This window comes from Marivita sp. (genome assembly GCF_051251565.1).
GTDB lineage: Bacteria > Pseudomonadota > Alphaproteobacteria > Rhodobacterales > Rhodobacteraceae > Marivita.
In genome coordinates this window covers 84,628-109,097 of record NZ_JBPOFB010000007.1, presented here as the reverse complement: position 1 = coordinate 109,097, position 24,470 = coordinate 84,628, and the positions used below count along the sequence as shown (strand labels likewise).

Annotated in this window: 26 protein-coding genes and 1 tRNA gene; 13 read left to right on the top strand and 14 right to left on the bottom strand. The window is 60.8% G+C overall.

All coding sequences use genetic code 11. The features are described 5' to 3' along the window. The first annotated feature begins 3 nt into the window (after nucleotides 1–3). Nucleotides 4–609: a nucleotidyltransferase family protein gene (locus ACSHXH_RS11575; protein ID WP_435671952.1), complete on the top strand. Its 606-nt coding sequence runs from the start codon at nucleotides 4–6 to the stop codon at nucleotides 607–609. Nucleotides 610–814: 205 nt separating this feature from the next. Here ACSHXH_RS11575 and ACSHXH_RS11570 read toward each other — a convergent pair whose 3' ends face one another. The 5 genes from ACSHXH_RS11570 to ACSHXH_RS11550 form a co-directional block, all read right to left on the bottom strand. Continuing rightward, nucleotides 815–1,369, bottom strand: coding sequence for a pyridoxamine 5'-phosphate oxidase family protein (locus tag ACSHXH_RS11570; protein ID WP_435671951.1), 555 nt, complete (start codon nucleotides 1,367–1,369; stop codon nucleotides 815–817). Then, complete coding sequence (locus ACSHXH_RS11565) at nucleotides 1,362–2,402, bottom strand: lipocalin-like domain-containing protein (protein ID WP_435671950.1); 1,041 nt, start codon at nucleotides 2,400–2,402, stop codon at nucleotides 1,362–1,364. Before ACSHXH_RS11565 ends, ACSHXH_RS11570 begins: the two co-directional genes overlap by 8 nt. Then, nucleotides 2,392–4,788 (bottom strand): FtsX-like permease family protein, encoded by a 2,397-nt coding sequence (locus ACSHXH_RS11560; RefSeq protein ID WP_435671949.1) that lies wholly within the window; start codon nucleotides 4,786–4,788, stop codon nucleotides 2,392–2,394. The genes ACSHXH_RS11565 and ACSHXH_RS11560 overlap by 11 nt, the downstream gene beginning before the upstream one ends. Further along, nucleotides 4,785–5,441, bottom strand: a complete 657-nt coding sequence (locus ACSHXH_RS11555; RefSeq protein ID WP_435671948.1) for an ABC transporter ATP-binding protein — start codon at nucleotides 5,439–5,441, stop codon at nucleotides 4,785–4,787. The genes ACSHXH_RS11560 and ACSHXH_RS11555 overlap by 4 nt, the downstream gene beginning before the upstream one ends. Nucleotides 5,442–5,642: 201 nt before the next feature. Next, nucleotides 5,643–5,728 (bottom strand) — tRNA-Leu (locus ACSHXH_RS11550). Nucleotides 5,729–5,946: 218 nt separating this feature from the next. Here ACSHXH_RS11550 and ACSHXH_RS11545 point away from each other — a divergent pair. Next, complete coding sequence (locus ACSHXH_RS11545) at nucleotides 5,947–6,561, top strand: exopolysaccharide biosynthesis protein (RefSeq protein WP_435671947.1); 615 nt, start codon at nucleotides 5,947–5,949, stop codon at nucleotides 6,559–6,561. Between the two features lies 1 nt (nucleotide 6,562). After that, nucleotides 6,563–7,030 (top strand): disulfide bond formation protein B, encoded by a 468-nt coding sequence (locus ACSHXH_RS11540; RefSeq protein ID WP_435671946.1) that lies wholly within the window; start codon nucleotides 6,563–6,565, stop codon nucleotides 7,028–7,030. Here the strand turns inward: ACSHXH_RS11540 and ACSHXH_RS11535 are convergent. After that, complete coding sequence (locus ACSHXH_RS11535) at nucleotides 7,027–7,455, bottom strand: Lrp/AsnC family transcriptional regulator (RefSeq protein ID WP_435671945.1); 429 nt, start codon at nucleotides 7,453–7,455, stop codon at nucleotides 7,027–7,029. The two genes, ACSHXH_RS11540 and ACSHXH_RS11535, sit on opposite strands and share 4 nt — an antisense overlap. Nucleotides 7,456–7,575: 120 nt before the next feature. On the opposite strand from ACSHXH_RS11535, the gene rocF reads away from it, so the two are divergent. Together rocF and ACSHXH_RS11525 are read left to right on the top strand one after the other, a co-directional pair. Next, a complete protein-coding gene (gene rocF, locus ACSHXH_RS11530; RefSeq protein ID WP_435671944.1) occupies nucleotides 7,576–8,499 on the top strand; it encodes an arginase in 924 nt (307 codons plus the stop codon). A 9-nt stretch (nucleotides 8,500–8,508) separates the two neighbouring features. Further along, a complete protein-coding gene (locus ACSHXH_RS11525; RefSeq protein ID WP_435671943.1) occupies nucleotides 8,509–9,552 on the top strand; it encodes an ornithine cyclodeaminase in 1,044 nt (347 codons plus the stop codon). A 56-nt stretch (nucleotides 9,553–9,608) separates the two neighbouring features. Here the strand turns inward: ACSHXH_RS11525 and ACSHXH_RS11520 are convergent, their stop codons facing one another. From ACSHXH_RS11520 to purC, 5 genes are all read right to left on the bottom strand, one after another. Further along, nucleotides 9,609–10,943 (bottom strand): sigma-54-dependent transcriptional regulator, encoded by a 1,335-nt coding sequence (locus ACSHXH_RS11520; RefSeq protein WP_435671942.1) that lies wholly within the window; start codon nucleotides 10,941–10,943, stop codon nucleotides 9,609–9,611. A 4-nt stretch (nucleotides 10,944–10,947) separates the two neighbouring features. After that, nucleotides 10,948–12,711 (bottom strand): sensor histidine kinase, encoded by a 1,764-nt coding sequence (locus tag ACSHXH_RS11515; protein ID WP_435671941.1) that lies wholly within the window; start codon nucleotides 12,709–12,711, stop codon nucleotides 10,948–10,950. A 67-nt stretch (nucleotides 12,712–12,778) separates the two neighbouring features. After that, nucleotides 12,779–13,447, bottom strand: coding sequence for a phosphoribosylformylglycinamidine synthase subunit PurQ (purQ, locus tag ACSHXH_RS11510; RefSeq protein WP_435671940.1), 669 nt, complete (start codon nucleotides 13,445–13,447; stop codon nucleotides 12,779–12,781). After that, complete coding sequence (gene purS / locus ACSHXH_RS11505; protein ID WP_435671939.1) at nucleotides 13,447–13,677, bottom strand: phosphoribosylformylglycinamidine synthase subunit PurS; 231 nt, start codon at nucleotides 13,675–13,677, stop codon at nucleotides 13,447–13,449. The genes purQ and purS overlap by 1 nt, the downstream gene beginning before the upstream one ends. Before the next feature lie 87 nt (nucleotides 13,678–13,764). After that, nucleotides 13,765–14,526 carry a phosphoribosylaminoimidazolesuccinocarboxamide synthase gene (gene purC, locus ACSHXH_RS11500; RefSeq protein ID WP_085631071.1) on the bottom strand — a complete coding sequence of 254 codons (762 nt, stop codon included), beginning with the start codon at nucleotides 14,524–14,526 and terminating at the stop codon, nucleotides 13,765–13,767. Nucleotides 14,527–14,725: 199 nt separating this feature from the next. Between purC and ACSHXH_RS11495 the strand changes: the two genes are divergently transcribed. The 4 genes from ACSHXH_RS11495 (at nucleotide 14,726) to ACSHXH_RS11480 (ending at nucleotide 18,138) form a co-directional block, all read left to right on the top strand. Beyond that, on the top strand, nucleotides 14,726–15,040 hold the full coding sequence (locus tag ACSHXH_RS11495; RefSeq protein ID WP_435671938.1) for a DUF1476 domain-containing protein: 315 nt from the start codon (nucleotides 14,726–14,728) through the stop codon (nucleotides 15,038–15,040). A 76-nt stretch (nucleotides 15,041–15,116) separates the two neighbouring features. Further along, entirely contained in the window at nucleotides 15,117–15,776 is a 660-nt protein-coding gene (locus ACSHXH_RS11490; protein ID WP_435671937.1) for a histidine phosphatase family protein, read from the top strand. A 182-nt stretch (nucleotides 15,777–15,958) separates the two neighbouring features. After that, complete coding sequence (locus tag ACSHXH_RS11485; RefSeq protein ID WP_435671936.1) at nucleotides 15,959–17,011, top strand: saccharopine dehydrogenase; 1,053 nt, start codon at nucleotides 15,959–15,961, stop codon at nucleotides 17,009–17,011. Further along, complete coding sequence (locus ACSHXH_RS11480; RefSeq protein WP_435671935.1) at nucleotides 17,008–18,138, top strand: saccharopine dehydrogenase family protein; 1,131 nt, start codon at nucleotides 17,008–17,010, stop codon at nucleotides 18,136–18,138. Before ACSHXH_RS11485 ends, ACSHXH_RS11480 begins: the two co-directional genes overlap by 4 nt. 40 nt (nucleotides 18,139–18,178) lie before the next feature. On the opposite strand, the gene purB is transcribed toward ACSHXH_RS11480, so the two are convergent. After that, a complete protein-coding gene (purB, locus tag ACSHXH_RS11475; RefSeq protein WP_435671934.1) occupies nucleotides 18,179–19,486 on the bottom strand; it encodes an adenylosuccinate lyase in 1,308 nt (435 codons plus the stop codon). 87 nt (nucleotides 19,487–19,573) lie between these two features. Between purB and ACSHXH_RS11470 the strand changes: the two genes are divergently transcribed. The 4 genes from ACSHXH_RS11470 (at nucleotide 19,574) to ACSHXH_RS11455 (ending at nucleotide 21,989) form a co-directional block, all read left to right on the top strand. After that, nucleotides 19,574–20,011 carry a DUF6314 family protein gene (locus ACSHXH_RS11470; protein ID WP_435671933.1) on the top strand — a complete coding sequence of 146 codons (438 nt, stop codon included), beginning with the start codon at nucleotides 19,574–19,576 and terminating at the stop codon, nucleotides 20,009–20,011. A 67-nt stretch (nucleotides 20,012–20,078) separates the two neighbouring features. Then, a complete protein-coding gene (locus ACSHXH_RS11465) occupies nucleotides 20,079–20,240 on the top strand; it encodes a chitin-binding domain-containing protein (RefSeq protein ID WP_435671932.1) in 162 nt (53 codons plus the stop codon). Nucleotides 20,241–20,330: 90 nt separating this feature from the next. Then, nucleotides 20,331–20,867 (top strand): tetratricopeptide repeat protein, encoded by a 537-nt coding sequence (locus tag ACSHXH_RS11460; RefSeq protein WP_435671931.1) that lies wholly within the window; start codon nucleotides 20,331–20,333, stop codon nucleotides 20,865–20,867. Between the two features lie 54 nt (nucleotides 20,868–20,921). Further along, complete coding sequence (locus ACSHXH_RS11455) at nucleotides 20,922–21,989, top strand: flagellar motor switch protein FliG (protein ID WP_435671930.1); 1,068 nt, start codon at nucleotides 20,922–20,924, stop codon at nucleotides 21,987–21,989. Here the strand turns inward: ACSHXH_RS11455 and ACSHXH_RS11450 are convergent. Both ACSHXH_RS11450 and ACSHXH_RS11445 read right to left on the bottom strand, forming a co-directional pair. After that, nucleotides 21,986–23,089 (bottom strand): ABC transporter ATP-binding protein, encoded by a 1,104-nt coding sequence (locus ACSHXH_RS11450; RefSeq protein ID WP_435671929.1) that lies wholly within the window; start codon nucleotides 23,087–23,089, stop codon nucleotides 21,986–21,988. The two genes, ACSHXH_RS11455 and ACSHXH_RS11450, sit on opposite strands and share 4 nt — an antisense overlap. An 80-nt stretch (nucleotides 23,090–23,169) precedes the next feature. Next, nucleotides 23,170–24,435, bottom strand: coding sequence for a glutamate-5-semialdehyde dehydrogenase (locus ACSHXH_RS11445; RefSeq protein ID WP_435671928.1), 1,266 nt, complete (start codon nucleotides 24,433–24,435; stop codon nucleotides 23,170–23,172). Between the last annotated feature and the right edge of the window lie 35 nt (nucleotides 24,436–24,470).

Sequence of the window (24,470 nt, the reverse complement as noted above, 5' to 3'; positions counted from 1 at the left end):
CGGATGACCCAAGTAACCATCGTGATTCCCGCCGCCGGGGCCAGCCGCCGGATGGCGGGCCGCGACAAGCTGATTGAACCCGTGGACGGCGCGCCGCTTTTGCGCGGTGTGGCCGCGCGGGCGCTGGCCTTGGGCGCGGATGTGCTGGTCACCCTGCCCGATGGTCCATCACCGCGCGCGGACGCGCTTGCCGGATTGCCCGCGCGGTGCATCCCCGTCCCTGACGCGTCCGAAGGTATGTCGGCCTCCTTGCGTCTCGCCGCCCGCGCGGTGCGGAGCGACAGCACAGGCCTGATGATCCTGCCCGCTGACATGCCCGACTTAACCGCAGCGGATATGCGTCTGGTGATAAGCGCGTTTGAAACCGCCAACCGTGACTTTATTGTGCAAGCCGCGGGCGCGGATGGGACGCCGGGGCATCCAGTGATCTTTCCGGCCGACCTGATCACCCAGTTCGCAGACCTGACCGGAGATCACGGCGCGCGGGCGATTCTACAGACCAACCGCGCCCGTCTGATTCGGGTCGCGCTGCCGGGGAATAACGCACTGACCGATCTTGATACGCCCGATGCCTGGACCCTGTGGCGGGCGAACAATCCGGACCGATGATTTTTGGATATGTTTGAAAATAAAATGGGACGGCTCTCCCCAACCGTCCCATTCCCTTCGATCGCTGCCACTTTCGGGCGCAATCGGCTGTAAACTTGATGCGAAATTCATCGCTGGCGGCTACAGTAGCCAAGGAGCGTGCCGAAGCAAGACAAAAGTGGCAGTTTTGTGACAATCTCCCTGCCAAAGGCCAAGATACATGACGTTAGGGCACCCGCCACTCTCCAAACCAGTCATTTTGCGCGCTGAACACCGCGCGCCTGTGCGGATCTGTAAGCTGCATCAGCTCAATCGAATCGATTCGGCAGACCATCACGGCGAACCAGTCATGACTTGCCAGCTTTTGATAGGCGTTGGCGGTTGGGATAGCTGTGCCGGGTATTGGCGTGGCCCCATAGGCCATGCGTGATCCGTCGGGCACGCTGCGCCATTTGTCCGCCACATCGGCCCCTTGGTGGATCGTGACGGTTGTGGACAGGCGGATCTGCAATTTGGGCTTTTCGTCCCACACCATAAGCTGTGCATGGGGATTGGCACGCAGCGACGTGATCTTGTCCGACCCACCATCGGTGTGCACCTCGACCGTCCCGTCGCTCCTGCTGGCGCCGCGCAGAACAACGGTACGCGCCTCCGGGTGACCTTTGGGAGATACGGTGGCAAAGACCGGATGCCGCGCGGCCGCGCGTCTGTCGGCAACTCCGCGTGTCAGGCGCTGCCAACCGAGATCCAGAAACGCTGCCAGCTCGGTCTGTTTATTCATATCCAGTCATCTCCAAATAGCCGAGCCCCGTATGCGATCCGTCGACGATCACCGGCCCTTCCCAATAGGGGATGGACACCGCCATCCACGCATCCGGGTTCATCGCACGCACCGTGACGTCGATGCCGCGTTCCGGCAATTGCACCGCCCATTGTGTGGGCACGTCGCGTCCCGCAACGCTGTGCATCACCAAGGGCTGCGCCGTGAACGCCCCGTCAGGATAGGCCGTGGTCGTGCCGTCCGGCGCGATCCATGTGGCTGAGGTGAAGGCCGTGCCATCGTCTTCGCGCAACAAGAACCCCATCAGCTTGTCTCCGGTGTCAAAGGACAGCGAAAACCAATCCCAGCCGGTTTGCGTATCGGCCAAAGGTTGCGACGACCATTCCCGGTCAAGCCAGGCCGCCCCGGTCACAGGCACATCGCCCGTCGGCAATGTCAGGGTGCCCGTCACCGCGTAGTAAGGTTGTGAATAATAATAGCTCGCCTGCCCTTGCGCCGATTTCACCGAAAACCCGTCCTGGCCATGAAACACCAATGGGCCAGTGGCGTTGAGCGCCAGATCATAGGCAAAATCACTGCCGCGTGCTGTCAGGGTGACGGTGTCAAATGACGGCCCTGCCATACGCCAATCGTCGATCCATGCCTCGAACGGCTGGGTCGTGACCCCCGCCTGCCCGATCCCGCCTCGGGCGATACGTTCGGCCACCAGATGCGTATCAGGTGTCGTGACGGCGGCATGGGCAAACCAGACCTGCGGGTCCGACCAGCCCACGCGCGTTTCAGGGGCCAATGCCGAGCGGAACAGCGTCCACTGCACGCCGTACGGTGTGCCGTCCGGGCCGCGCAAATTGGCGGTCAGATACCACCATTCGATGCGGTAGTCCGGGTGCGCGCTGTGATCCTGCGGGAAGTTGAACACCGGGTTCGGCGCGGGTACGGCAAAGCCGTCGGCATCGGTCCCAAGTCCGGCAAAGCCCTGCGCCGCTGCGTGCACCGGCAACAAGAAGATCAGAAAAAGCGCCCTAGCGATCATTGGCAAACACCTTGAGCAGGTCTGATGGCGGCGTGCGCATCAGCCGGATCGCAGGCCAGAGGGCCGCCAGCCCCGCCGCCAGAAGCGCAAACAGCATTAGTAGCGCATAATGGCCGGGGAACAGGTACATAGGCAGCTTCCATCCGAACGCCTCGACATTCACGTAAGACAACAAAACCCACGCCAGCATCAGTCCCAACGGGATGGCCAGCACCGTTGTCACCAACGCCAAAGCCACCGCGCGCAGCAGCTCCAGCTGCCCGAGCCTGCGCCGAGTCAGGCCAAGCGCCCAAGCGGGGGCAAGTTGCGGGATACGAAGTGCGGCCAATGTCAAAAGGCTCATCAGAATGGCAAAGGCGGCCACCGCAAGCGTCAACACATTCAGCGCGGCGGTGACGGTAAACGTGCGCTCAAACACATCGAGCGAGAACGCCTTGATCCGCGACTGATCCGTGATCAAACCGTAGGGTAAGCCGTGGTCATTGGTCAAGCGGTCGCGCAATGCCGCCGGATCGTCCGAGCGGACGCCAAAGGACAGCGGGATCAGGTCGGGATAAAGCGTGCGGAACAGATCCTCGGCAATCAAGGCCTGCCCCAAAGGGTTGCCGTAATCGGCCACAATGGCCGCGATGGGCAGGGTCAGGTTGGGTGCAACCGCAACTGTGTCGCCGGTCCAAAGCCCTGCACGGCGGGCAAGCTGTTCGCTGACAACAACCGCCGCGCCTGTCTCAACGCGGTCCCAGACATCTGGGGTATCCGCCAGAAACAGCCAATTCTCGCGGTATGTTGGCCCGACACGCACACCGAACAAGTCAGAGGGCACGTCCGCGATGTTTGTCTCAACCGACAGAAGCGGCAGTACCTCGCGGGCGTTGACGATCAGATAGGCCTCAAGATCAAAGCTTTGCGCGGCGTCGTCGATGCGGATGAACAGCTCGGGTGCCAAGCGTTGATCAAGAAAGTCGACAAAGGTCATCCGAAAGCTTGAGACCATTGTGGTGACGCCCACATTCGCCGCCGTCGCCAACAAAAGCGCCATCAGCGCAAGGCTCATCCCCGGCACCTGCTGGCGCGTGTCAGCCCAGAACCATTGCCACATGGCACTTTGAGCGAATCCATCGGCCAGCGACACTGCTCCGCGCAACAGCAATGGCAGGATCAACGCCGCGCCGATCAACAGACACGCCAGCAGCGCAAAGCCAAGGGTCAAGCCCTCCCCCCAGATCGCAATGCCTGCGCCTGCCACGAAAAGCGCTGTGGCCGCTGCGGCCAGGCGCCATGCGGCTTGCCCAGATGCCACGGCCCATGCGCGTGGACGGGCGCTCGACAAAAGTGGCATATGGGCGATTTGCCATAAGGCACCGGCTGCCGCCACCCCCGTGCCCACCACTGCGATGGCCATGCCGGACAGCCACCATTCCGCGCGCAATTGCAAGGTGCCGGCCACGGATGCCCCGTACAGCCCTTGTACCGTCGCCGCGACGTTCGGCAAAAGCACAGCGGCAATACCGTAGCCCAAAGCCACCCCGATCGCACCTGCGACCAGCGCAAACAGCACCAGTTCCGCAATCATCAACCCGATCAAGGTGTTGAGCGGCACGCCAAGGGCGCGCAGGGTTCGCACCATGCTGCGGCGCTGTTCAAAGGCAAGGCTGATGGTGCCGTGCACGATGAAGATCCCCACCGCAAAGCTGAGCAATCCAAAGGCAGTCAGGTTCAGGTGAAAGCTATCTGTGAGCCTGCCCGCACCCGTGTCCTGCGCCGGTTGGCGGGTCAGATCAGGTGCAACTGCCGCGATCTCTGGCAAACCCATCGGCTGGTCTGGGGCCATGATCAATCGGCTGAGCGTGCCAGCCGACCCCAGCAGCATTTGCGCCACACCGATATCAGTCAACGCCACACCGGGGGCGACAGACGGATCGCGGATAACCTGCTGTGACACCGCGCCGTCAAGGCGGTCTGCCACGTCCGGGGACGCGAACAGCACACCGCGCGTCAGGAAATCGGTCAGGGATGTGTCGCCCTGAAGACCTACCGGCGCAATCGTGCCCGGCGCGGTAAGAGGGTCAAGCCCCACGATCCGCACGCTTCCTGCATCCGTGTCGAACCGCCCCTCAAGCACCGGCGACACCTGCCAGCCCGCGCGGCGCAAAGCGATGTAGGTGGATTGGTCGATCCCGTCGCCTGCGCGCGGCACAAGCTGGTCGAACTGGCCTTCGCCCAAGGTCGCAGCGGCAGCGTCATAGCTTGCGCGGGCCTCTGCATTGATCGCCTGCACGCCTGACCACAGCGCCGTGGCCAGCGCCAGCCCGCTGATCAGGGCAAAGAACTGCACCCCGTTGCGCCGCCAATGCGACAGCAGCGCTGTCAAGGCTGTCCAGATCACACCACGTGACCTTGGCTCAGATGCACATGCCGCCCCATCCGCCGGGCCACGCTGTGCGAATGGGTCACCATCAAAAGCGCCGCCCCGGTGTCGCGTACAAGACGCAACATCTGGTCAAGCACATCCGAGGCGGTGGCCTCGTCCAGATTGCCGGTTGGTTCATCCGCCAGCACCAGCTTGGGCCGTGCCGTCAAAGTGCGGGCGATGGCGACGCGTTGTTGTTGCCCGCCGGACAGGGCTTCGGGGTATTTGGTCAAGTGGTCGGTCAGGCCCAAAGCGGCGGCCAGTTGGGCCGCGTGATCCGCGTCATAGGCCCCGGCCAGTCGCGCCTGAAACGCGATATTGGCCGCAACAGTCAGGGAGGGGATCAGGTTGAATTGCTGAAAGATCACGCCAACCTCCGATCGCCGCAGCGCCGCGCGGGCCGTGTCGGTCATATCGGTGATGTCGCGCCCGTCCACATGGATTGTTCCGCTGTCCACGCTATCCAAGCCACCGATCAGGTGCAACAGCGTGCTTTTGCCCGATCCCGATTCCCCGGTCAGCGCAAGCGTTTCCCCCCGCGACAACGCCAGCGACACGCCACGCAAGACAGGCGTACTGCCCTCGGCGGCGGGGTAGGATTTTGTCACGTCTTGAACAGTCAACACCATGCGCCTGAGCTATCACGCGCCACAGCAATGAAAAGCCCGGTCTGGTAAAAAGACTGCGTCCCGCGCGATTTGGCACCGCTGCCAAAGCGACATGGCACGAGGATCACCGCAGGATATCGATTCTGAAAAGATGCCGACAAGCGCCATAAAATCGGCACAGTCTCTCTTCATGCAAGAGATGAAGAAAACACTGTAAGCGATTGGTACCCAAGGTCGGACTCGAACCGACAAGACCGTTAAGTCGGGGGATTTTGAATCCCCTGCGTCTACCATTCCGCCACTTGGGCACGGAATGTGGAGTTAGCGAACTTGTCTCAAAAGGTCCAGCCCCTATTGCGCGAAAACGCATCCATTTTTGTGGGCCGATATCCACGATGTTCTGCCAGGCAGACGCGCAACACCTAACTCTGCCTCAGTCTAATGCTGGTGTCGACCACAGCGATTTGATACCCCGCGAGACAGTTGGCGACAGCAACGATCGCATCGGCCCCAAGGAGACGCCCCAATGACAGCCGCACAGTTTGAGGACATGGCCATTTCGGACCGTCTCGACCGGCTGGCCGATGACGCGCAGAACGACAGTGTCACGCTTGAATGGGTGCTCAAGCAATTGAATGAACGCGCCTTTGGTCTGTTTTTACTGATCCTTGCGCTGCCCTGTTGCATTCCGTTTCTCTACGGAATCCCGCAGGTGGTCGCGTTGCCGTTGATGTTTGTTGCCGCACAAATCCTGCTGGGGCGGCGCGTGCCGTGGTTGCCCACCCGGCTGGCCGCACGCAGCGTGTCCTCTGCGGACTTGCGCGTTCTAGCGACGCGTGCAGGCCCATGGTTGCGCCGGATCGAGGCGGTGAGCCGCCCGCGTTTGGGCCTGCTCACCCGCGCGCCTTTGGACCGTGTGGTCGGCGCGGCTTTGGTGTTATTCAGCGCGTCGATCTTGGTGCCGCTGCCGGGCACCAACACGGTTCCCGGGATCGCGGTGGTCGTGGTGGCGATGGGCCTGTTGCAGCGCGACGGTATCTTGGTCATTCTGGGCACTCTGTTGGGCACGACATGGATCGCAACGCTGGTCATTGCGGGTGCGACGCTGGCCAGCATCATCAAAGCCTGGTTGGGGATGTAGAATGCGCGTGACACGCAAGATACTGATGCTGCTCGCGGCAAGCGGATCGCTGGCTCTCATGCTCGGGGCGTTCGGGTTCCAGTACATCGGCGGGTTACCACCCTGTGCGATGTGCATCTGGCAACGCTATCCGCATGTGGTGGCGATTGTCATCGGCCTGATCGCGTTGCGGTTCGGAGCACCGATTCTGGCGTGGATTGGCGCGTTGGCTGCCTTCAGCACAGCGGCCATCGGGGGCTTTCACACCGGGGTTGAGCGCGGGTGGTGGGAAGGTCCGACCACCTGCACATCTGGCCCCATTGGCGGGCTGTCCACCGACGAGCTGTTCGACCAGATCATGACCGCACCCTTGGTGCGCTGCGACGACGTCCCATGGGAAATGTTCGGCCTGTCGATGGCAAGCTGGAACATGGTCATCTCACTCGCACTGGCCGGGATCTGGATCGCAGCGGCGCGGCGTTCGGCCTAGAGCCCGCTTTTGCGGGTGGACAGCAGCAGGGACGTTTCCGACTGCGTCACCCCTTCGACTTTGCGGATACGGAACAGCACGTCGTCGAGCGCCTCAAGCGTGTCGGTGCCAAGCTCTGCAATCACATCCCAGCGGCCATTTGTCGAATGCAAGGCGCGCACCTGTGGCAGGCTGTTCAACTGCCGGATCACCCGGTCCGTGCCGCGCCCCTCGATGCCGATCATCATCAAGGCGCGCACCGGATCGCGCGCCACATCTTCCCGGACCACAACGGTAAAGCCCACCACATCGCCAGCCATTTGCAACCTATCCAGCCGTGCCCGCACCGTCGCCCGTGACAGCCCCAGAATGCTTGCCAGATCAGACACGGAGGCCCGCCCGTTGTGGCGCAACGCAGACACGAGTCGTTTGTCGATATCGTCCATATTGATCCACCAGATTACCAATATGTAAGATCATGCGCCAAATTGTGCAATTTGCACAGTTCCTGATGTCTCATTTCGTCAGATACACCTGACGACACAGACAAAAGGGACACAGGATCGATGGCAACACAGGATATCGTATTGGTTGGCGCACCGCTGGATTGTGGCAAGGCGCGCAAGGGCTGCCTCATGGGGCCCGACGCCTATCGCACCGCGGGGATTGCCCGCGCGCTGACCGATCTGGGGCACCGCGTGACCGATCTGGGCAATGTCGCACCAGACGCCAATGATATCCTTGAACGTGACGGGTTGGTAAACCTGTCCGAGACAATCGGCTGGACCACCGCGCTCATGCGCGCCGCCCATGAGGCGATCCAGCAAGGGCTGCCAATCTTTCTGGGGGGAGATCACGCGTTGTCGCTGGGCACCGTTCCCGGCGTGGCCGCGCATGCTGCGCAGGAAGGTCGTCCGCAATTCGTGCTGTGGCTGGACGCGCATAGCGATTTCAACACGCTAGAAACGACCGGGTCGGGCAATCTGCACGGCACACCGCTGGCCTACGCCACAGGGCAATCCGGCTTTGACGGCTTCCCGCCCCTGCCCGCCGTCGTGCCGCCTGCCAACACCTGTATCATCGGGTTGCGATCGGTCGATCTGCCGGAACGTGCGTTGATGGCACAGACACAGGTGCGCGGCTTTGACATGCGGGCCATTGACGAAGTCGGTGTGGCTGCTTTGCTCAGCCCGTTCCTCGAGGATGTCGCCAAAGCGGGCGGCGCGCTGCATGTGTCCCTGGATGTGGATTTCCTCGACCCGACCCATGCGCCTGCGGTCGGCACCACTGTGCCCGGCGGGGCCACCGTGCGCGAGGCGCATCTGGTGATGGAGCTTTTGTGCGACAGCGGGGTGATGACCTCGCTTGATCTGGTCGAACTGAACCCGATGCTGGATGAACGTGGGCGCACCGCGCATCTGATGGTCGATCTTGCCGCCTCGGCGCTGGGTCGCCGTATCTTTGACCGCCCCACCCCCCGCTTGATGTAAGGACCGCCCATGCAACCGTCAGACAAGGCCCTTGTCCCGTTCGTTTCCGTCGATCACATGATGCAGCTGGTGCACCACGTCGGCCTGCCCGAGATGATCCGACGCATCGCAGACGCCATTGAGCATGATTTCAGCCGTTGGCCGTCGTTCGACAAAACCCCGCGCGTGGCCGCACATAGCCCTGTCGGGGTGATCGAGCTGATGCCGACGGCAAATGACACGCTCTATGCGTTCAAATATGTGAACGGCCACCCCAAGAACACCGAAGACGGGTTGCAGACCGTGACTGCCTTTGGGCTGCTCGCGGATATGGAGACCGGGTATCCGGTGCTTTTGTCAGAAATGACGCTGCTGACTGCGCTGCGCACCGCGGCCATGTCTGCTGTTGCCGCCAAGCATCTTGCGCCCAAAGGGGCTGACACCATGGCAATGATCGGCAATGGCGCACAGGCGGAATTTCAAAGCATCGCCATGCAGGCGATCTGCGGCATCACCACTGTGCGCCTGTTTGACAAAGATCCCGAGGCGACGGCGAAATGTGCGGCGAATCTTTCAAGCACAGGGTTGAACGTGGTGGCCTGCACCAGCGCCGAAGCGGCCATTGAGGGCGCGCAGATCCTGACGACCTGCACGGCAGACAAGGCCTATGCAACGATCCTCACAGACAACATGGTGGGCAGCGGCGTCCACATCAACGCAATTGGCGGCGATTGTCCGGGCAAGACCGAACTGGCCGAAGCGATCCTCCTCCGGTCGTCGATCTTTGTGGAATACCCGCCGCAAACGCGGATCGAGGGCGAGATCCAACAATTGGACGCGGATCACCCGGTAACAGAGCTATGGCAGGTGATCACCGGTGCTGAACCGGGTCGCCGCGATGCGCGCGAGATCACGTTGTTTGACAGTGTGGGCTTTGCGATCGAGGATTTCTCGGCGCTGCGGGTGGTTCATGACCTGACCATTGAGACCGGGTTGAACCTGCCGCTGGATTTGCTCGCCGACCCGGACAACCCACGCGATCTTTATGGAATGCTGATGCGCGCAGCTGGATGAGCGGGGACGGATTTTCGAAAATCCGTCCCAAGCCATTTCGAAAAGCTTTGCCCCGCCTAAAGGTAGTCGGAGCGTTGCAATCCGTATTTGGCCATCTTTTCGTTCAGCGTCCGGCGTGGCAGGCACAGCTCATCCATGACGGACGCGATGGATCCGCGATGCCGGCGCATGGTGTTGTCGATCAACATCCGTTCGAACGCCTCGACATATTCCTTGAGCGGTTTGCCTTCGGTTGTCATCACCGGCTGCATTTCGTCATGGTCTGACATCAGCAGCGACGCGATGGTCCCCGTGCCGCGACGCGATTGCAGCACCGCGCGTTCGGCGAGATTGATCAACTGGCGCACATTGCCCGGCCACGGCGCTTGCAAAAGCTGTGCCGCTTCCTGCGCGCTGACTTGCGGGGCCTCGCAGCCATACTCATCGGCATATTGATCAGCGAGGGCAGTAAACAATGTTAGGATATCCTCGCCCCTGTTACGCAGCGGGGGCGGTGTGATCTTGAGCGCGGCAAGCCTGTAGTACAAATCCGGGCGTAGCGCGTCTTCGCAGGTGCGGCCCTCGTCCTGAAGGTTGCAGATCGCCACGATCCGCGTTTCAGGCGGGTTGCCCTGATCATTGATCATCGTGAGCAAGCGTGCCTGCGCGACATCAGACAGCGCTTCGATGTCTTCGAGCACAAGCGTGCCGCCACGCGCCTCTTCGACGGCAGGCAGGCGCGCATCGTCCGGCAGCGTTGGACCAAACAAGCGCCGCAGCAGCGAGTCTTCGTCCATTGCCGCACAGGAGATCAGAACGAATTTCTTGCCCGCGCGGCTGCCCACGGCGTGCAAGGCATGGGCGATCAGGGTCTTGCCGGTGCCGGTTTCCCCGTCAATGAGAACGTGGCCGTCCGCCTGCCCCAGATCAAGGATGTCCTCGCGCAGACGCTCCATCGCGGCGCTGGCCCCGATCAGCTTGCGCATCATCTGGGTGCCGTCGCTCAGTTCGCGCCGCAACGCCCTGTTATCGAGCGTCAGGCGGCGCGCATTGGTGGCCTTTTTGGCCAGATCGGACATGCGGTCCGGGTTGAACGGTTTTTCGAGAAAATCAAACGCGCCGATGCGCATGGCCTCAACAGCGATGGGCACGTCGCCATGGCCGGTGATCATGATCACCGGCAGCGCGGAATCCGATCCCATCAGCTTGCGCAACAATTGGATGCCGTCCATCCCCGGCATCTTGATGTCAGAAATAACGATCCCCGGATAATCCGCCCCTAAGGTTCCAAGCGCCTCTTCGGCGCTGGCAAAGGTTTCGGTGTCATATCCCGACAGTGCCAGCCATTGGCTGATCGACTGCCGCATGTCCTTTTCGTCGTCGACTATGGCAATCTTCATGGCTTTGCCCATGGCTTTACTCCGCCGCCTGCGTTTGATCGTTCAATATCGGCAATTGCATTTCGAACACCGCGCCGCCCTGTTCAGCATTACGCGCCAAAAGCCGTCCCCCTAGGTCGTTGACGATCCCCGAGGAAATGGCAAGCCCCAGCCCCACGCCGTCACCCGGCTGTTTGGTGGTGTAGAACGGCTCGAACAGGGCATCGAGGTCTTCGATCCCGTGGCCGTTGTCGCGGATGGTCAGCGTCGCAGTTTCCCCACTGGCCAGAATAAGCTCAAGCTGCGGGTCGGCGACGGTCTTGGTGGCATCCAACGCGTTGCGCAAAAGGTTGATCATCACCTGTTCGATGCGCATCCGGTCGCCCATCACCAGCACCGGCTCTTCGGGCAGGATCTTGGTGATCTTGACCTTGCGCGACTTCAACTGCGGTTCCATCATCGACAGGCTTGAGGCCAGCGCATCCCCCATATTTACTGGGGAAAACGCCTCTTGCCCCTTGCGCGCATAGCTTTTGAGCTGGCGTGTGATGCCGCCCATCCGTTCGATCAGATCGTCGATCCGGCCAAAGGCGGACAGCGCCTCTTCGGGACGGTTGCGGCGCATCAAAAGCTTGGCCCCCGCCAGATAGGTTTTCATTGCTGCCAAAGGCTGGTTCAATTCGTGGCTCACGGCAGCTGACATTTCGCCCAAGGCGGCCAGCTTCGAGCTTTGCGCGAGTGTCTGTTCGGCGACAGCAAGCGTTTCCTGCACCCGTTCGCGTTCGGCGATTTCCCGCTGGAGGCGTTGGTTCAATGCGCGAAGCTCTGCCGACTCACGCTGGAACAGCGCCATGCGCAGCGCGGTCTTGCGGCTCAGGGCATAGAACGCCATCGCCAGAAGAATCGCAAAGCCCATGATCTCAAGCGCCAGCACCGCGTTGACCCGTTCCCGGACGCTGGAATAGGTGGTGAAGGACGCCATGTTCCAGCCCCGGAACGGAATGCGGCCTTCGATGCGCATCACCGCTTCACCCTGAAAATAGGCATCCGCCGGAAGCGCTGTCCAATCGGCAGTGGCGCGGATTGCCCGTTCAATCGCGCTGTCTGCGGGTTGGCGTTCCAGCGCTGTGGCGATGGTCTGGCCCCGCCAGCGCGGCTCGGTTGCGAGGATGATCTCGCCTTCGCTGTTGGTGACCAGCACTGCGTCGGAAATCCCTGCCCACGCGCGTTCGAATTTGGCCAGATCCACCTCCACAACGATCACGCCGATGGACTGGCCCTGGCTTTCGATGCGCCGCGAATAGCTGAAGTTGAAGCTGCCCACCTCCTCGCGCTGCGAAGTGAAGACGGTGGCGTTCGAGCGCAGGGCTTCGATGAAGTAACCCGCGCTGCGATGTTGTTCGCCCAGCCGTTCGCGGTTGGTTGCGGCCACCGTGCGCCCATCGGAGTCCAAAAGCATCAGCGACGCCGCGCCGATCTCGTCGACAAAGGAGATCAAACGCTGCGAGCTTTGCGAGAAATCTCCAGAATTCAAAGCCCCGATAAGCGCCGGATCACGCGCCAAAAGTTGCGGCACAATGGCGTTGCGGCGCAGTTCGGACACCAGGTTGCCCGAGTATAGCGCCAGTCGCAATTCCGCCCGGTTGCGGGTGCTTTCGGTGAATTGGTCAGTCAGATACCGATTGGTCAGGAATACCGTCACCACGGCCACTGCGGTCAGCAGCGCCAATGCAAAACGCACGCGCCAAGACAGCGATCCTGTCCGCGTTGAAATACGTGTCAATGACGTGCCCTTGCCCATAGCCTCAGAATAGACAAAGCACACGCGCCTCTCAAGCAGCGGCGCGTCACGCTTGCGTCAACCGGCGCTAAGCCGCTGTCAGGGCTGCGGCGAGACCAGAAAACAGGGCCTTGCCATCGGTGCCGCCGTGCTTTTCATCCGCTGCACGTTCGGGATGCGGCATCATCCCCAGCACGCGGCGATTGTCAGACAGGATACCCGCGATATCTGCCGTCGATCCGTTCGGATTGTCGCCATAGCGGAACGCCACGCGGTCCTCGGCGACAAGCTGTGCCACGATCTCGTCCGAGGCGGTGAAATTGCCATCGTGATGCGCAATCGGCACACCGATCTGCTGCCCGACCGTGTAGCCGTTTGTATAGACGCTGTCGGCTGTACCCACGGTCAGGGGCACGGTCCGGCAAATGTATTTCAGACCCGCATTGCGCAACAGCGCACCGGGCAAGAGGCCCGTTTCGGTCAGGATCTGGAATCCGTTGCAGACCCCCAAAACAAAGCCGCCGCGCGTAGCGTGGGCTTTGACCTCGGCACAGATGGGCGAATTGGCAGCAATCGCGCCACAGCGCAGGTAGTCGCCAAAGGAAAATCCGCCGGGAATACCGACAATATCAATGCCCTGAGGCAAGGACGTGTCCTTGTGCCAGACCATCTCGACCGAGCAGCCCGCCTCGCGGAACGCCACGGCCAAATCCCGATCACAGTTTGATCCGGGAAAAACAACAACCGCCGCGCGCATCAGGCCATCTCGATCCGGTAGCTTTCGATCACCGTGTTGGCGAGCAGCTTTTCGCACATGTCTCGCACAACCTCTTCGGTGGTTCCATCGGCCAGATCAAGCTCGATCACCTTACCCTGACGGACCTTTTCGACACCGTCAAACCCCAGACCGCCCAAAGCGTGGCGCACCGCGTCACCCTGCGGGTCCAGAACCCCGTCTTTCAGCATCACATGCACCCGTGCTTTCATGGTCGTCTCCGTCTCAGCCAAGGGGCTCGCCCCCTGCTTCTTCGTTTTCCAAATACGCAAACGCCGCCCCCGTCACCGGGCGCGCCGTCAGTTGATCAGCTTCGGCTTTTCCATCGGTGTCGCGTTCTGCGGCATCACGCCCAGACGTCGGGCCACTTCGGTATACGCATCCGCAAGGTTGCCCAGATCGCGGCGGAACACGTCCTTGTCGAGCTTGCGGCCGGTTTCGATATCCCAGAGCCGGCAGCTGTCGGGGCTGATTTCATCGGCCACGATCAAACGCTGGAAATCGCCGTCATACACTCGACCAATCTCGATCTTGAAATCCACCAGCTTGATGCCGACGCCGTACATAAGACCGGACATGAAATCATTGACCCGCAACGCAAGGCTCAGGATGTCATCCATGTCTTGTTGGCTAGCCCAGCCAAAGGCGGCAATGTGTTCTTCGGTGACAAGCGGATCGCCCAGCTTGTCGTCCTTGTAGCAATATTCCACGATGGGACGCGGCAGCGGTGTGCCCTCTTCGATGCCCAGACGCTTGGCCATGGTGCCAGCGGCAAAATTGCGCACAATGACTTCGAGAGGAATGATTTCGCATTGGCGGACCAATTGCTCGCGCATGTTGAGCCGCTTGAGAAAATGCGTCGGCACGCCAATGGAATTCAGGCCAACCATGAAAAATTCGCTCAGTCGATTGTTCAGAACGCCCTTACCGTCAATAACGTCACGCTTTTCGGCGTTGAAGGCAGTGGCATCGTCCTTGAAATACTGAACAATCGTGCCCGGTTCCGGGCCTTCATACAGGATCTTGGCTTTGCCTTCGTAAATTTTTTTGCGACGGGCCATGTGGGGTCTTTCTGTCAATGCGCCGGATGGCACGAAAAAACTGTGCGCATCACCGTCCGTCTTACATGAAAAACGGCTGCGTTTGACTGCGTCTTAGTGCATGCAGGCACCTGCCGCAAGCAACGCGCGCACTTGAACCGCCGGGTCTGTCAGGTCATACCAAGGGCAACCCAAAACTCGTCTTCTGGAGATCAGCGCCATGACCACGTTCAACGACCGCGAAAACGCCTTTGAGAACAAGTTCGCCCATGATGCAGAAATGCAGTTCAAGGCAGAAGCCCGCCGCAACAAGTTGCTTGGTCTTTGGGCCGCCGATCTGATGGGCAAATCCGGCGACGAGGCAGCCGCCTATGCCAGGGAAGTGATCAAGGCCGATTTCGAAGAGGCGGGTCATGAAGATGTGGTGCGAAAAGTGTCTGGCGATCTGGGCGGCAAGGCCAGCGATGAAGAGATTCGCGCCAAGATGGCAGAATTGATGATCGTTGCGCAAAACCAGATCCTGACCGAACTCTGATCCATCGCACCGCCGCCACTGCGCGCCCGCACCACGGGCGCGCTTTTCTTTTGTGCCAGCCGTTCTTTGAGGCCCCATGTCCCACATCGTTCTGGTCCGTCACGGACAAGCCAATACCGGGGCGCGCGACGACCGCGAATATGACCGGCTGAGCCCGCTTGGCCATCAGCAGGCCGGGTGGCTGGGTGACCATTTCCGACAAAAAGGCGATGTTTTCGCACAGGTCTGGACCGGCACCTTGCGCCGACATATCGAGACCGCCGATGGGATCAGTGCCGACACGCCCGGCCCGGTGACGCGCGATGCGCGGCTCAATGAGCTGGAATATTTCACCCTGTCGCAGCTTTTGGCCGAACAGCATGGCATTATGCTGCCCGATACACGCGAAGGCTTTGTGCGGCATCTGCCTGCGCTTTTTGGACATTGGCGGGATGGCAAGCTGGAGGGCGCGCCGGAAACCTTTGTCCAGTTTGAAACCCGCGTCCGGGATGCGCTGGCGGAGATCGGCGCATCAAACGGCCGCGCGCTGGTGGTCACATCCGGCGGGTTGATCGGTATGGCGATGCGATTGACGCTGGGCCTTGATATGACGGCGTTTTGCAACGTTTGCCTGTCGGTCCAGAACACCTCGGTCAGCGCATGGTTGCCGCTGGAAGGACATTTGGCCCTGACCCAGTTCAACGCCTTGCCACATCTGGACACGCCGGACCGGCTGTTTGCCCAAACACATATCTGAACAACGCGGAATCCATTGAGCGCGCTGTTGCGCGCCCATGATATCTCGATCACAGCGCGGTGCGCTGCGCCCTCGGGATTGCCTCCGGCGGAGGTATTTTTCGCCCAAAGAAGTCCGCGACAGGGCTTTTGTCTCAGGGGTGCGCTGACTAGTGTGCAATGAGTCGACGTGGGGGGAACAGGATGACCCATTTATGGGTGCGCGCAGAAAGCCGCGACAACGAAGAACGTGTGGGTGTCCTGCCGGACGGCGTCGCGGAGTTGATTGCGCACGGCCTACAGGTCACGGTTGAGGACAGCTCGGCACGGGTGATCCCAACGGCAGATTATGCCGCGGCCGGGGCTGTTATTGCGCCCGAGGGCAGTTGGGTCGATGCACCACGCGATGCCATTATCTTCGGATTAAAAGAATTACCGGATAATGATATGGCACTGCATCACCGCCACATCCTTTTTGGACATGCGTATAAAGGCCAGCCCGCAGGTCAGCGCCTTTTGGCGCGGTTCAAGGCCGGTGGCGGGACACTTTATGATCTGGAATATCTCGAAAATGTTGACGGTCGGCGTGTTGCGGCCTTTGGGTATTGGGCCGGGTATGCGGGTGCAGCGGTGTCTTTGCTCGCCTATGCGGCGCAACTGCGCGGCGCGCCGTGCCCGCCTGTGTCCACATGGGCGTCGTCCAGTGCAATGCGCGAAGATGTAAAGACTGCTCTGGATGGGGCGGCGCCTTCGGCTCTGGTGATCGGGGCCTTGGGGCGTGTCGGCACCGGGGCGAGCGATCTTTGTGAAGCTGTTGGCTTGCCGGTAACCAAATGGGACATGGCCGAGACCGCACATGGCGGCACCTTCCCGGAAGTGCTTGATCACACGTTGTTTTTCAATTGCATCCTTGCGCGACCCGGCACGCCGGTCTTTGTGCCTGCCGACGCTTGCACGCAGCCTAGAAACCTGCGGGTGATTGGCGACATCGCCTGTGACCCAGACAGCGATTTCTCTCCGATCAAGGTCTATGATCACGTCACACGCTGGGACGCGCCCGTGACGCGGGCCTGCACCGCGCCGCCACTGGATGTGATGGCGATCGACAACCTGCCCTCACTGATGCCGCGCGAATCCTCGGTGGATTTCGCTGCGCAATTGCTGCCCCATCTCAAGACGCTGGGCGCGCTGGAGGCCGGTGTCTGGGGACGCGCGCAGAGCTATTTCGACGACCATATTCAAAAGGTGACGCTATGAGAGTGCATTGGTGTGGAACGGGCCTGTCTTCGGTGCCCGGCCTGCGGCGGCTGATTGAAGGTGGCCGTGCGGTGACGGTCTGGAACCGAACGCTGGACAAGGCGCGCGCCGCGGTGGGTGATCTGACCGACGACATCCGCGTGTTTGATCCGACCGCTCTGAGTGCTGCGTTGTCCGAGGGCGATGTGGTTGTGTCCATGCTGCCGGGCGATTGGCACGTGGACCTCGCTCAGATGGCTATCGAGGCCAAGGCGCATTTCGTGTCGTCGTCCTATATCGCGCCCGAGATGCGGGCGCTGGACAGTGCCGCCAAGATGGCAGGTGTGGCGCTCGTCAACGAGGTGGGGCTTGATCCTGGCATCGACCATCTGATGGCGCATCATCTGGTGACCGATTACATAAAGAGTGGCGCGTATGACAATGAAAACGTGATCTCTTTCAAATCCTATTGTGGTGGCGTGCCAAAGGTGAGCAACGCGTTCCGCTATAAGTTCAGCTGGGCACCCGTGGGGGTTCTCAAGGCACTTCGGTCACCGTCAAAATCCATCCGCCACTTTACCGAATTGGAGGTGAAACGCCCTTGGGATGCGATCAGCCGCTATGATGCGCCCTTGCCGCAGCCCGAAGCGTTCGAGGTGTATCCGAACCGCGACAGCCTTCCCTTTATGGCCGACTACCGCTTTGATCCACGCTGGCAGGTCAAGGAATTCGTGCGTGGCACCCTGCGGCTGAACGGATGGGCCGAGGCGTGGCGCGATGTCTTTGCCGAAGTTGGCACGGCGGATGAGGCGCGCCTGACCGAGATGGCTGCCGACCTGCTGGCCAAGAACGCCTATGCCGATGGTGAGGCCGACCGCGTGGTGCTTTGTGTGGACCTGCTGGTCGAACGGGACGGGCATGCGGTTTGGCACAAGACGTATGTGATGGACGCGTGGGGCGATGAACGGGGCACCGCGATGGCGCGGCTTGTGTCGGTGCCGGTGTCGCTGGCGATTGAAGCGGTCCTGAACCGCGAGATTGCGCCGGGCGTCACGCCTGCCCCGCATGATCCGAAACTGGTGACGCGCTGGCTGGACGAAGTCCAGACCCTGGCACAGCACCTGATGGTGGTGGATCATTTGGCCTAGTGGGCCGTCATCCTCGGGCTAGACCCGAGGATGACCATGCTCAGGACTCCCCGAACACGCGGGCAAAGATCGTATCGACGTGTTTGGTGTGGTAGCCCAGATCAAACTTCTCTTCGATCTCCTCGGCGCTGAGGGCGGCAACCACATCGGCATCGGCCAAAAGCTCGGCTTTGAAATCCGTGCGATGTTCCCAGACCTTCAGCGCGTTGCGCTGCACGTAGGTATAGGCGTTCTCGCGGCTGACACCGGCTTGCGTCAGGGCCAGAAGCACCCGCTGGCTCATCACCAGACCGGGGAACTTGTTCATATTGTCGAGCATGTTGTCGGGGAAGATGAGCATCTTGTCGATCACACCCGTCAGACGCGCCAGCGCAAAATCCAGCGTGATCGTAGAATCCGGCCCGATCATGCGCTCGACTGAACTGTGAGAGATATCCCGCTCGTGCCAAAGGGCCACGTTTTCCATCGCCGGGATTACGGCCATCCGCACGATCCGTGCAAGCCCTGTCAGGTTCTCGGTCAGCACCGGGTTTTTCTTGTGCGGCATAGCCGACGAGCCCTTTTGACCCATCGAGAAGAACTCTGCCCCTTCCAGAACCTCGGTGCGCTGCATGTGGCGGATTTCAATGGCGATGTTCTCCACCGACGACGCGATCACACCCAATGTGGCAAAGAACGCGGCGTGCCGGTCGCGCGGGATCACCTGTGTGCTGATCGGTTCGGCCACGAGGTCGAGCTTGGCGCAGACATGCTCTTCGACTCGCGGGTCGATATTGGCAAAGGTGCCCACCGCGCCCGAGATCGCGCCCGTGGCCACTTCGGCCCGTGCCGCGTGCATCCGGGTCAGGTTGCGATCCATCTCGGCGTAGAACCGGGCAAAAGTCAGGCCCATCGTGGTAGGTTCAGCATGGATGCCGTGTGATCGGCCGATGCGCACGGTGTCCTTGTGCTCATACGCGCGGCGCTTGAGTGCGGCCAGCAGCCCTTCGAGATCGGCGATCAGGATATCGGCGGCGCGCACAAGCTGGACGTTGAAACAGGTGTCGAGCACGTCCGAGCTGGTCATGCCCTGATGCACAAAGCGTGCTTCATCCGCGCCCACATGTTCGGCCAGATGGGTCAGAAACGCGATCACATCATGCTTGGTCACCGCCTCGATCTCGTCAATCCGGGCCACGTCGAATTCGACATCCTTGGCCTTCCAGACCGCCTCGGCATTCTCACGCGGGATCACACCCAGATCGGCCATCGCATCGCAGGCGTGGGCCTCGATCTCGAACCAGATGCGGAACTTGGTGGCGGGTTCCCAGATGGACACCATCTCGGGACGGGAATAACGGGGGATCATGGGCGCGATCCTTTCTTGGGCTGGCTTGCAGATTTCAAGCGCTGTCCTAGACTGCCCTCCACAGCGCGACAAGAGAGGCCACCGGGAATGAGACGCTTTGCCCTGACCGAAGCCCGTCGCCTTGCTGATTTCGAGGGGCATTGGCGCGTCGCGCGCGACATTGTGGACCACCGTGCCGGATCAACGGGTCGATTCGTCGGCACGGCAGAGTTCACGCCTTTGGCGGCGGGGCTTGGCTACCGCGAAATTGGCCAACTGCACCTGCCCGGCCAGCCGCCCTTTCACGCCGAACGCCGTTACATTTGGCGGCAGGACGACACAGGCATTTATGTCGACTTTGAGGACGGCCGCGCCTTTCACAGCATCACGCCCAATGCGCCCAACGCAACCCATTGGTGCGATCCAGACACGTATGACGTGACCTACCGGTTTGATACCTGGCCCGACTGGACCAGCACATGGGACGTGTCCGGACCGCGCAAAGCCTATAAAATGATCACGCGCTACAGCCGACCGGGGCTCTGAGCAGATAGGTTTTGCCAAATGCGCGTCGCGTGCTACCTTTCATCCACTCAAAACAGGAGAACGACTGATGACCATCAAGACACTTCTGACCACTGCCGCATTGACGCTTGCCACGGCAACGTCCAGCTTTGCGTCCTGCCAATGGGGACATGAAGAGGCCAAGATGACCTGCGCAACAGGAAGCATCTATGACGCAGAGTCCAACAGCTGCAAAGTCGTGAGCGGCTAAAGCCCCCACGATCAAGACTTCTTGAGGGCGGCCTTTCTGGCCGTCTTTTTTCTTTGAGCTAAATGCTGACCTGTCCAAAAGGAAGTCATCATGCGCGCACTACTTCTTGCCACGACCCTGATCACAGCTCCGGCTCTTGTTTTTGCAGTCGGTTTTGACGACGACACGCCGCCGACGCCAACAGACACGACCAAAACCTGCACCGATGGCTTGGTCTGGGATGCCGAAATCAAATCCTGTGTGGAACCCACCGACAGCAGCCTGAACGACACAGACCGTATGAACGCGGTCCGAGAGCTTGCCTATGCGGGGCGGATTGTAGACGCGGAGCGGGTGTTGGATGCGGTCACAGATCAAAGCGCCGACAGTGTACTGACCTATCGAGGTTTCACCGCGCGCAAAGCGGGGCGCATGGATGATGCCTATGTCTGGTACAACCGCGCGCTTGAAGCAAACCCCGACAACCTGCTGGCGCGGTCTTATCTGGGCCAATGGCATGCCGAGACGGGCAATATCACCCTTGCCAAGGCACAGCTGAGCGAAATTCGCCAGCGCGGTGGTCGGTCCACATGGTCAGAAATGGCGCTGCGCATGGCCATACAATCGGGTCGTGGCTACAGTTACTGACGATTTCTTAACCTTACCCGCCTAACCCTGCACGGACAGGACGGAGTATGGTTCATGACGCAGCTTACACAAGTTTCGGGGCGCCCCGTGGCCGCCCCGCCCCCAAATCGCGTGGCGCGCCTGTCGCGTCGGGCAAAGGCAGCGATTGTCGTGCAGTTCATCCTCAAGGAAGGGGCCGATGTGCCCCTGACGGCCCTGCCCGAGGATTTGCAGATGCAGCTGACACAGCTTTTGGGCGAAATGCGTTATATTGACCGCCAAACGATGAATGCGGTCATCACAGAATTCACTGAAGAACTTGATTCAATTGGGCTTTCCTTTCCCGGAAACATTGCAGGTGCATTGACGGCGCTTGATGGAAAGATCAGCGACCAAACCGCCAACCGCCTGCGCAAAGAAGCAGGCGTGCGCCAGATCGGGGATCCGTGGAAACGCATTGCGGATCTGCCCAACACGCGGCTACAGGGCTTTGTGACGTCAGAATCCGTGCAAGTGGCCGCAGTTCTCGTATCCAAGCTCGACGTGTCCAAAGCCGCCGCTCTGCTCAGCAGCCTGCCCGGCGATCTGGCCCGGCGCATCACCTATGCAATGTCCATGACCGACGCCGTCACCCCCGACGCGGCAGAGCGTATTGGCATCAGCCTTGCCAGCCAGTTGGACGCCGAACCCCTCCGCGCTTTCCGTGCGCAGCCTTCGGAACGGGTGGGTGCGATCCTTAATTTCTCGCGCGCGGCCACCCGCGACGAATTGCTGACTGCACTTGATGAAGAGGACAAAGGCTTTGCTGAACAGGTGCGCAAGTCGATCTTCACCTTTGGTCATGTACCCGAACGTATGGCTGCCATCGACGTCCCAAAACTGACCCGCGATCTTGATCAAGATACGCTGGCACGGGTCATCGCAGGCGCGGAGACAGAGGATGACAAAGCAAGCGTTGACTTCATCTTGTCCAATATTTCCAAACGGATGGCGGATTCTCTTCGTGAAACAGCCGAAGACCTTGGTCGTATCAAACCAAAAGACGCTGAGGGCGCCATGAACGCCATTGTCCGGGTCATCCGCGATATGGCTGACAGCGGGGAAATCACCCTTATTGCCGCATCCGGCGATGACGATGATTAAACCCGGATCACCGATCCGCTGTCCTTTCGAAACACGAAACATCGGTCGCGGCGCACGGTTAGCCACATCACCGTTCCGGGTTTTGGTAAAAACACGTTTGGCACCGTCGCGCGGATCATACTGTTGTCGTGATCCATGCGAAATTCCACAAGGCTTTCTGAGCCCATGAACCGCGCCCGTTCCACCACAGCACGCGCCGGGGCGCCGGCAAGCGGGGTTGGGTTCGGCCCACGCCCGTGGCGGTCAAAGTCGATGCCCACATGCTGTGGACGAAAGACAATCTCGACCTGTCCCCCGTCCGGCACACCGGGCGCCAGAAACTGGCCAAACGGCGTGTCGGTCAGTGCGCCACGCACCGTGCCGGTCAACAGGTTGATGTCCGAGAAAAACGCCACCGCAGCCTTGTCCGCCGGGGCGTTGTAGATGTTATAAGGCGCACCGCGCTGCACGATCTTGCCGTCACGCATCAGCGCAATTTCATCAGCCATGCGCATCGCCTCTTCGGGCTCATGCGTCACAAGCAGAACCGATGTGCCCTCTTCCTTCAAAAGCGCCAATGTCTCGTCGCGGATGCCGTCGCGCAGTCGGTTGTCGAGGCCGGAGAACGGCTCGTCCATGAGCATGATCGAGGGACGTGGCGCAATAGCACGGGCCAGTGCCACACGCTGCTGTTCGCCACCGGACAATTGATGTGGAAATTCGTTGATGTAATGCGCAAGCCCCACCCGTTCGAGCAATTCTCCCACGCGGGGCAGCTTGTCCTTGCGCGATCCGGTCAGGCCAAAGCCCACATTGTCGCCCACACTCAGGTGCGGAAACAGGGCAAAATCCTGAAAGATCAAACCGATAGATCGGCGTTCGGGGGGCACACGAAACACCGTGTCACAGACAAGATGCCCATCCACATGGATCGTGCCGCTGGTCTGCATGTCCACGCCCGCGATGATCCGCAGGGTTGTAGATTTGCCGCAGCCCGACGGCCCCAGCAGGCAGGTCACATTGCCCGGCTGAAGCACGAGCGACACATCATCGACCACGCGCTTGCCGTCATAGTCCCGCACGATGTTGCGGATTTCCAGCCTGGGATGGGTGCCGGTCACTGCTGCCTCACGAGTTTTCCGAGTAAAAGTATCGGATTAGCCTATGTCAGGTAACAGTCCAGCGGCACGCAGACAACCCCTCAGCTCCGCGTTGTGCCGTCGCCAACCACGATGTATTTGAAGCTGGTCAATTGCTCGGCCCCGACCGGCCCACGCGCGTGCATTTTGCCCGTCGCAATGCCAATCTCGGCCCCCATGCCAAATTCGCCGCCATCGGCAAACTGGGTCGAGGCATTGCGCATCAGAATTGCGCTGTCGATCTGTTCAAAGAACGTGTCAGCAGTGGCGTCGTCTTCGGTCAGGATACAATCGGTGTGGTTCGAGCTGTAGCGGTTGATATGGGCAATGGCTGCATCCGCATCATCGACCACCTTGGCGGCAATGATGCTGTCAAGGTATTCCGCACCCCAATCGGCCTCGGTCGCGGCAATGGTGCCTTCGATGGTGTGCAGGGTTGCGTCGGCACGCACTTCGACGCCCGCATCCACCAGCGCGCGAATGACGCCCTGCCCGATCGTATCCACCACATCCTTATGGATCAGCAGACATTCCGCCGCGCCGCATACGCCTGTCCGCCGGGTTTTGGCGTTAAGGATCACGTTCAGCGCTTTGACCGGGTCGGCGTGTTTGTCGACATAGATATGCACGATGCCTTCAAGGTGGGCAAAGACCGGCACACGGGCCTCGCGTTGCACAAGGCCGACAAGACCCTTGCCGCCACGGGGCACGATCACATCAATCGTTTCGGTCATTGTCAGCATCTCGCTGACCGCCGCGCGGTCGCGGGTGGGCACGCGTTGGATAGCGTCTTCGGGCAATCCTGCTGCACGCAGACCTTCGACGAGGCAGTCGTAGATCGCGCCCGATGAATGAAAGCTTTCCGATCCGCCGCGCAGGATCACCGCATTGCCCGCCTTGAGACACAGCGCGCCAGCATCCGCCGTCACATTGGGACGGGATTCATAAATCACGCCGATCACCCCCAACGGCGTGCGCACACGTTTGATGTGGAGACCAGAGGGACGGTCCCATTCGGTCATCACCTGACCAACCGGATCAGGTTGCTCTGCCACGGTGCGCAAGCCGTCAACGATGCCGCGAATGCGGCCTTCGTCCAGCATAAGACGGTCCAGCATGGCGTCGGTCAGGCCCTTTTTCCGGCCATATTCCATGTCCTGCGTGTTGGCCTCGATGATGGCAGCGCGGTTGGCCCAAACGGCATCTGCCGCACCGATCAAGGCCGCCTGCTTGCGCTCTGCCGGGGCGTAGGCCAATTCGCGGGCGGCCGCTTTGGCGCGCAGGCCGATATCGTGCATGAGTGCGGGGATGTCTGTGAGGTCTTTCATCGGTGTCGCCCTTGCAGAGGTCGGAAATGCGTATT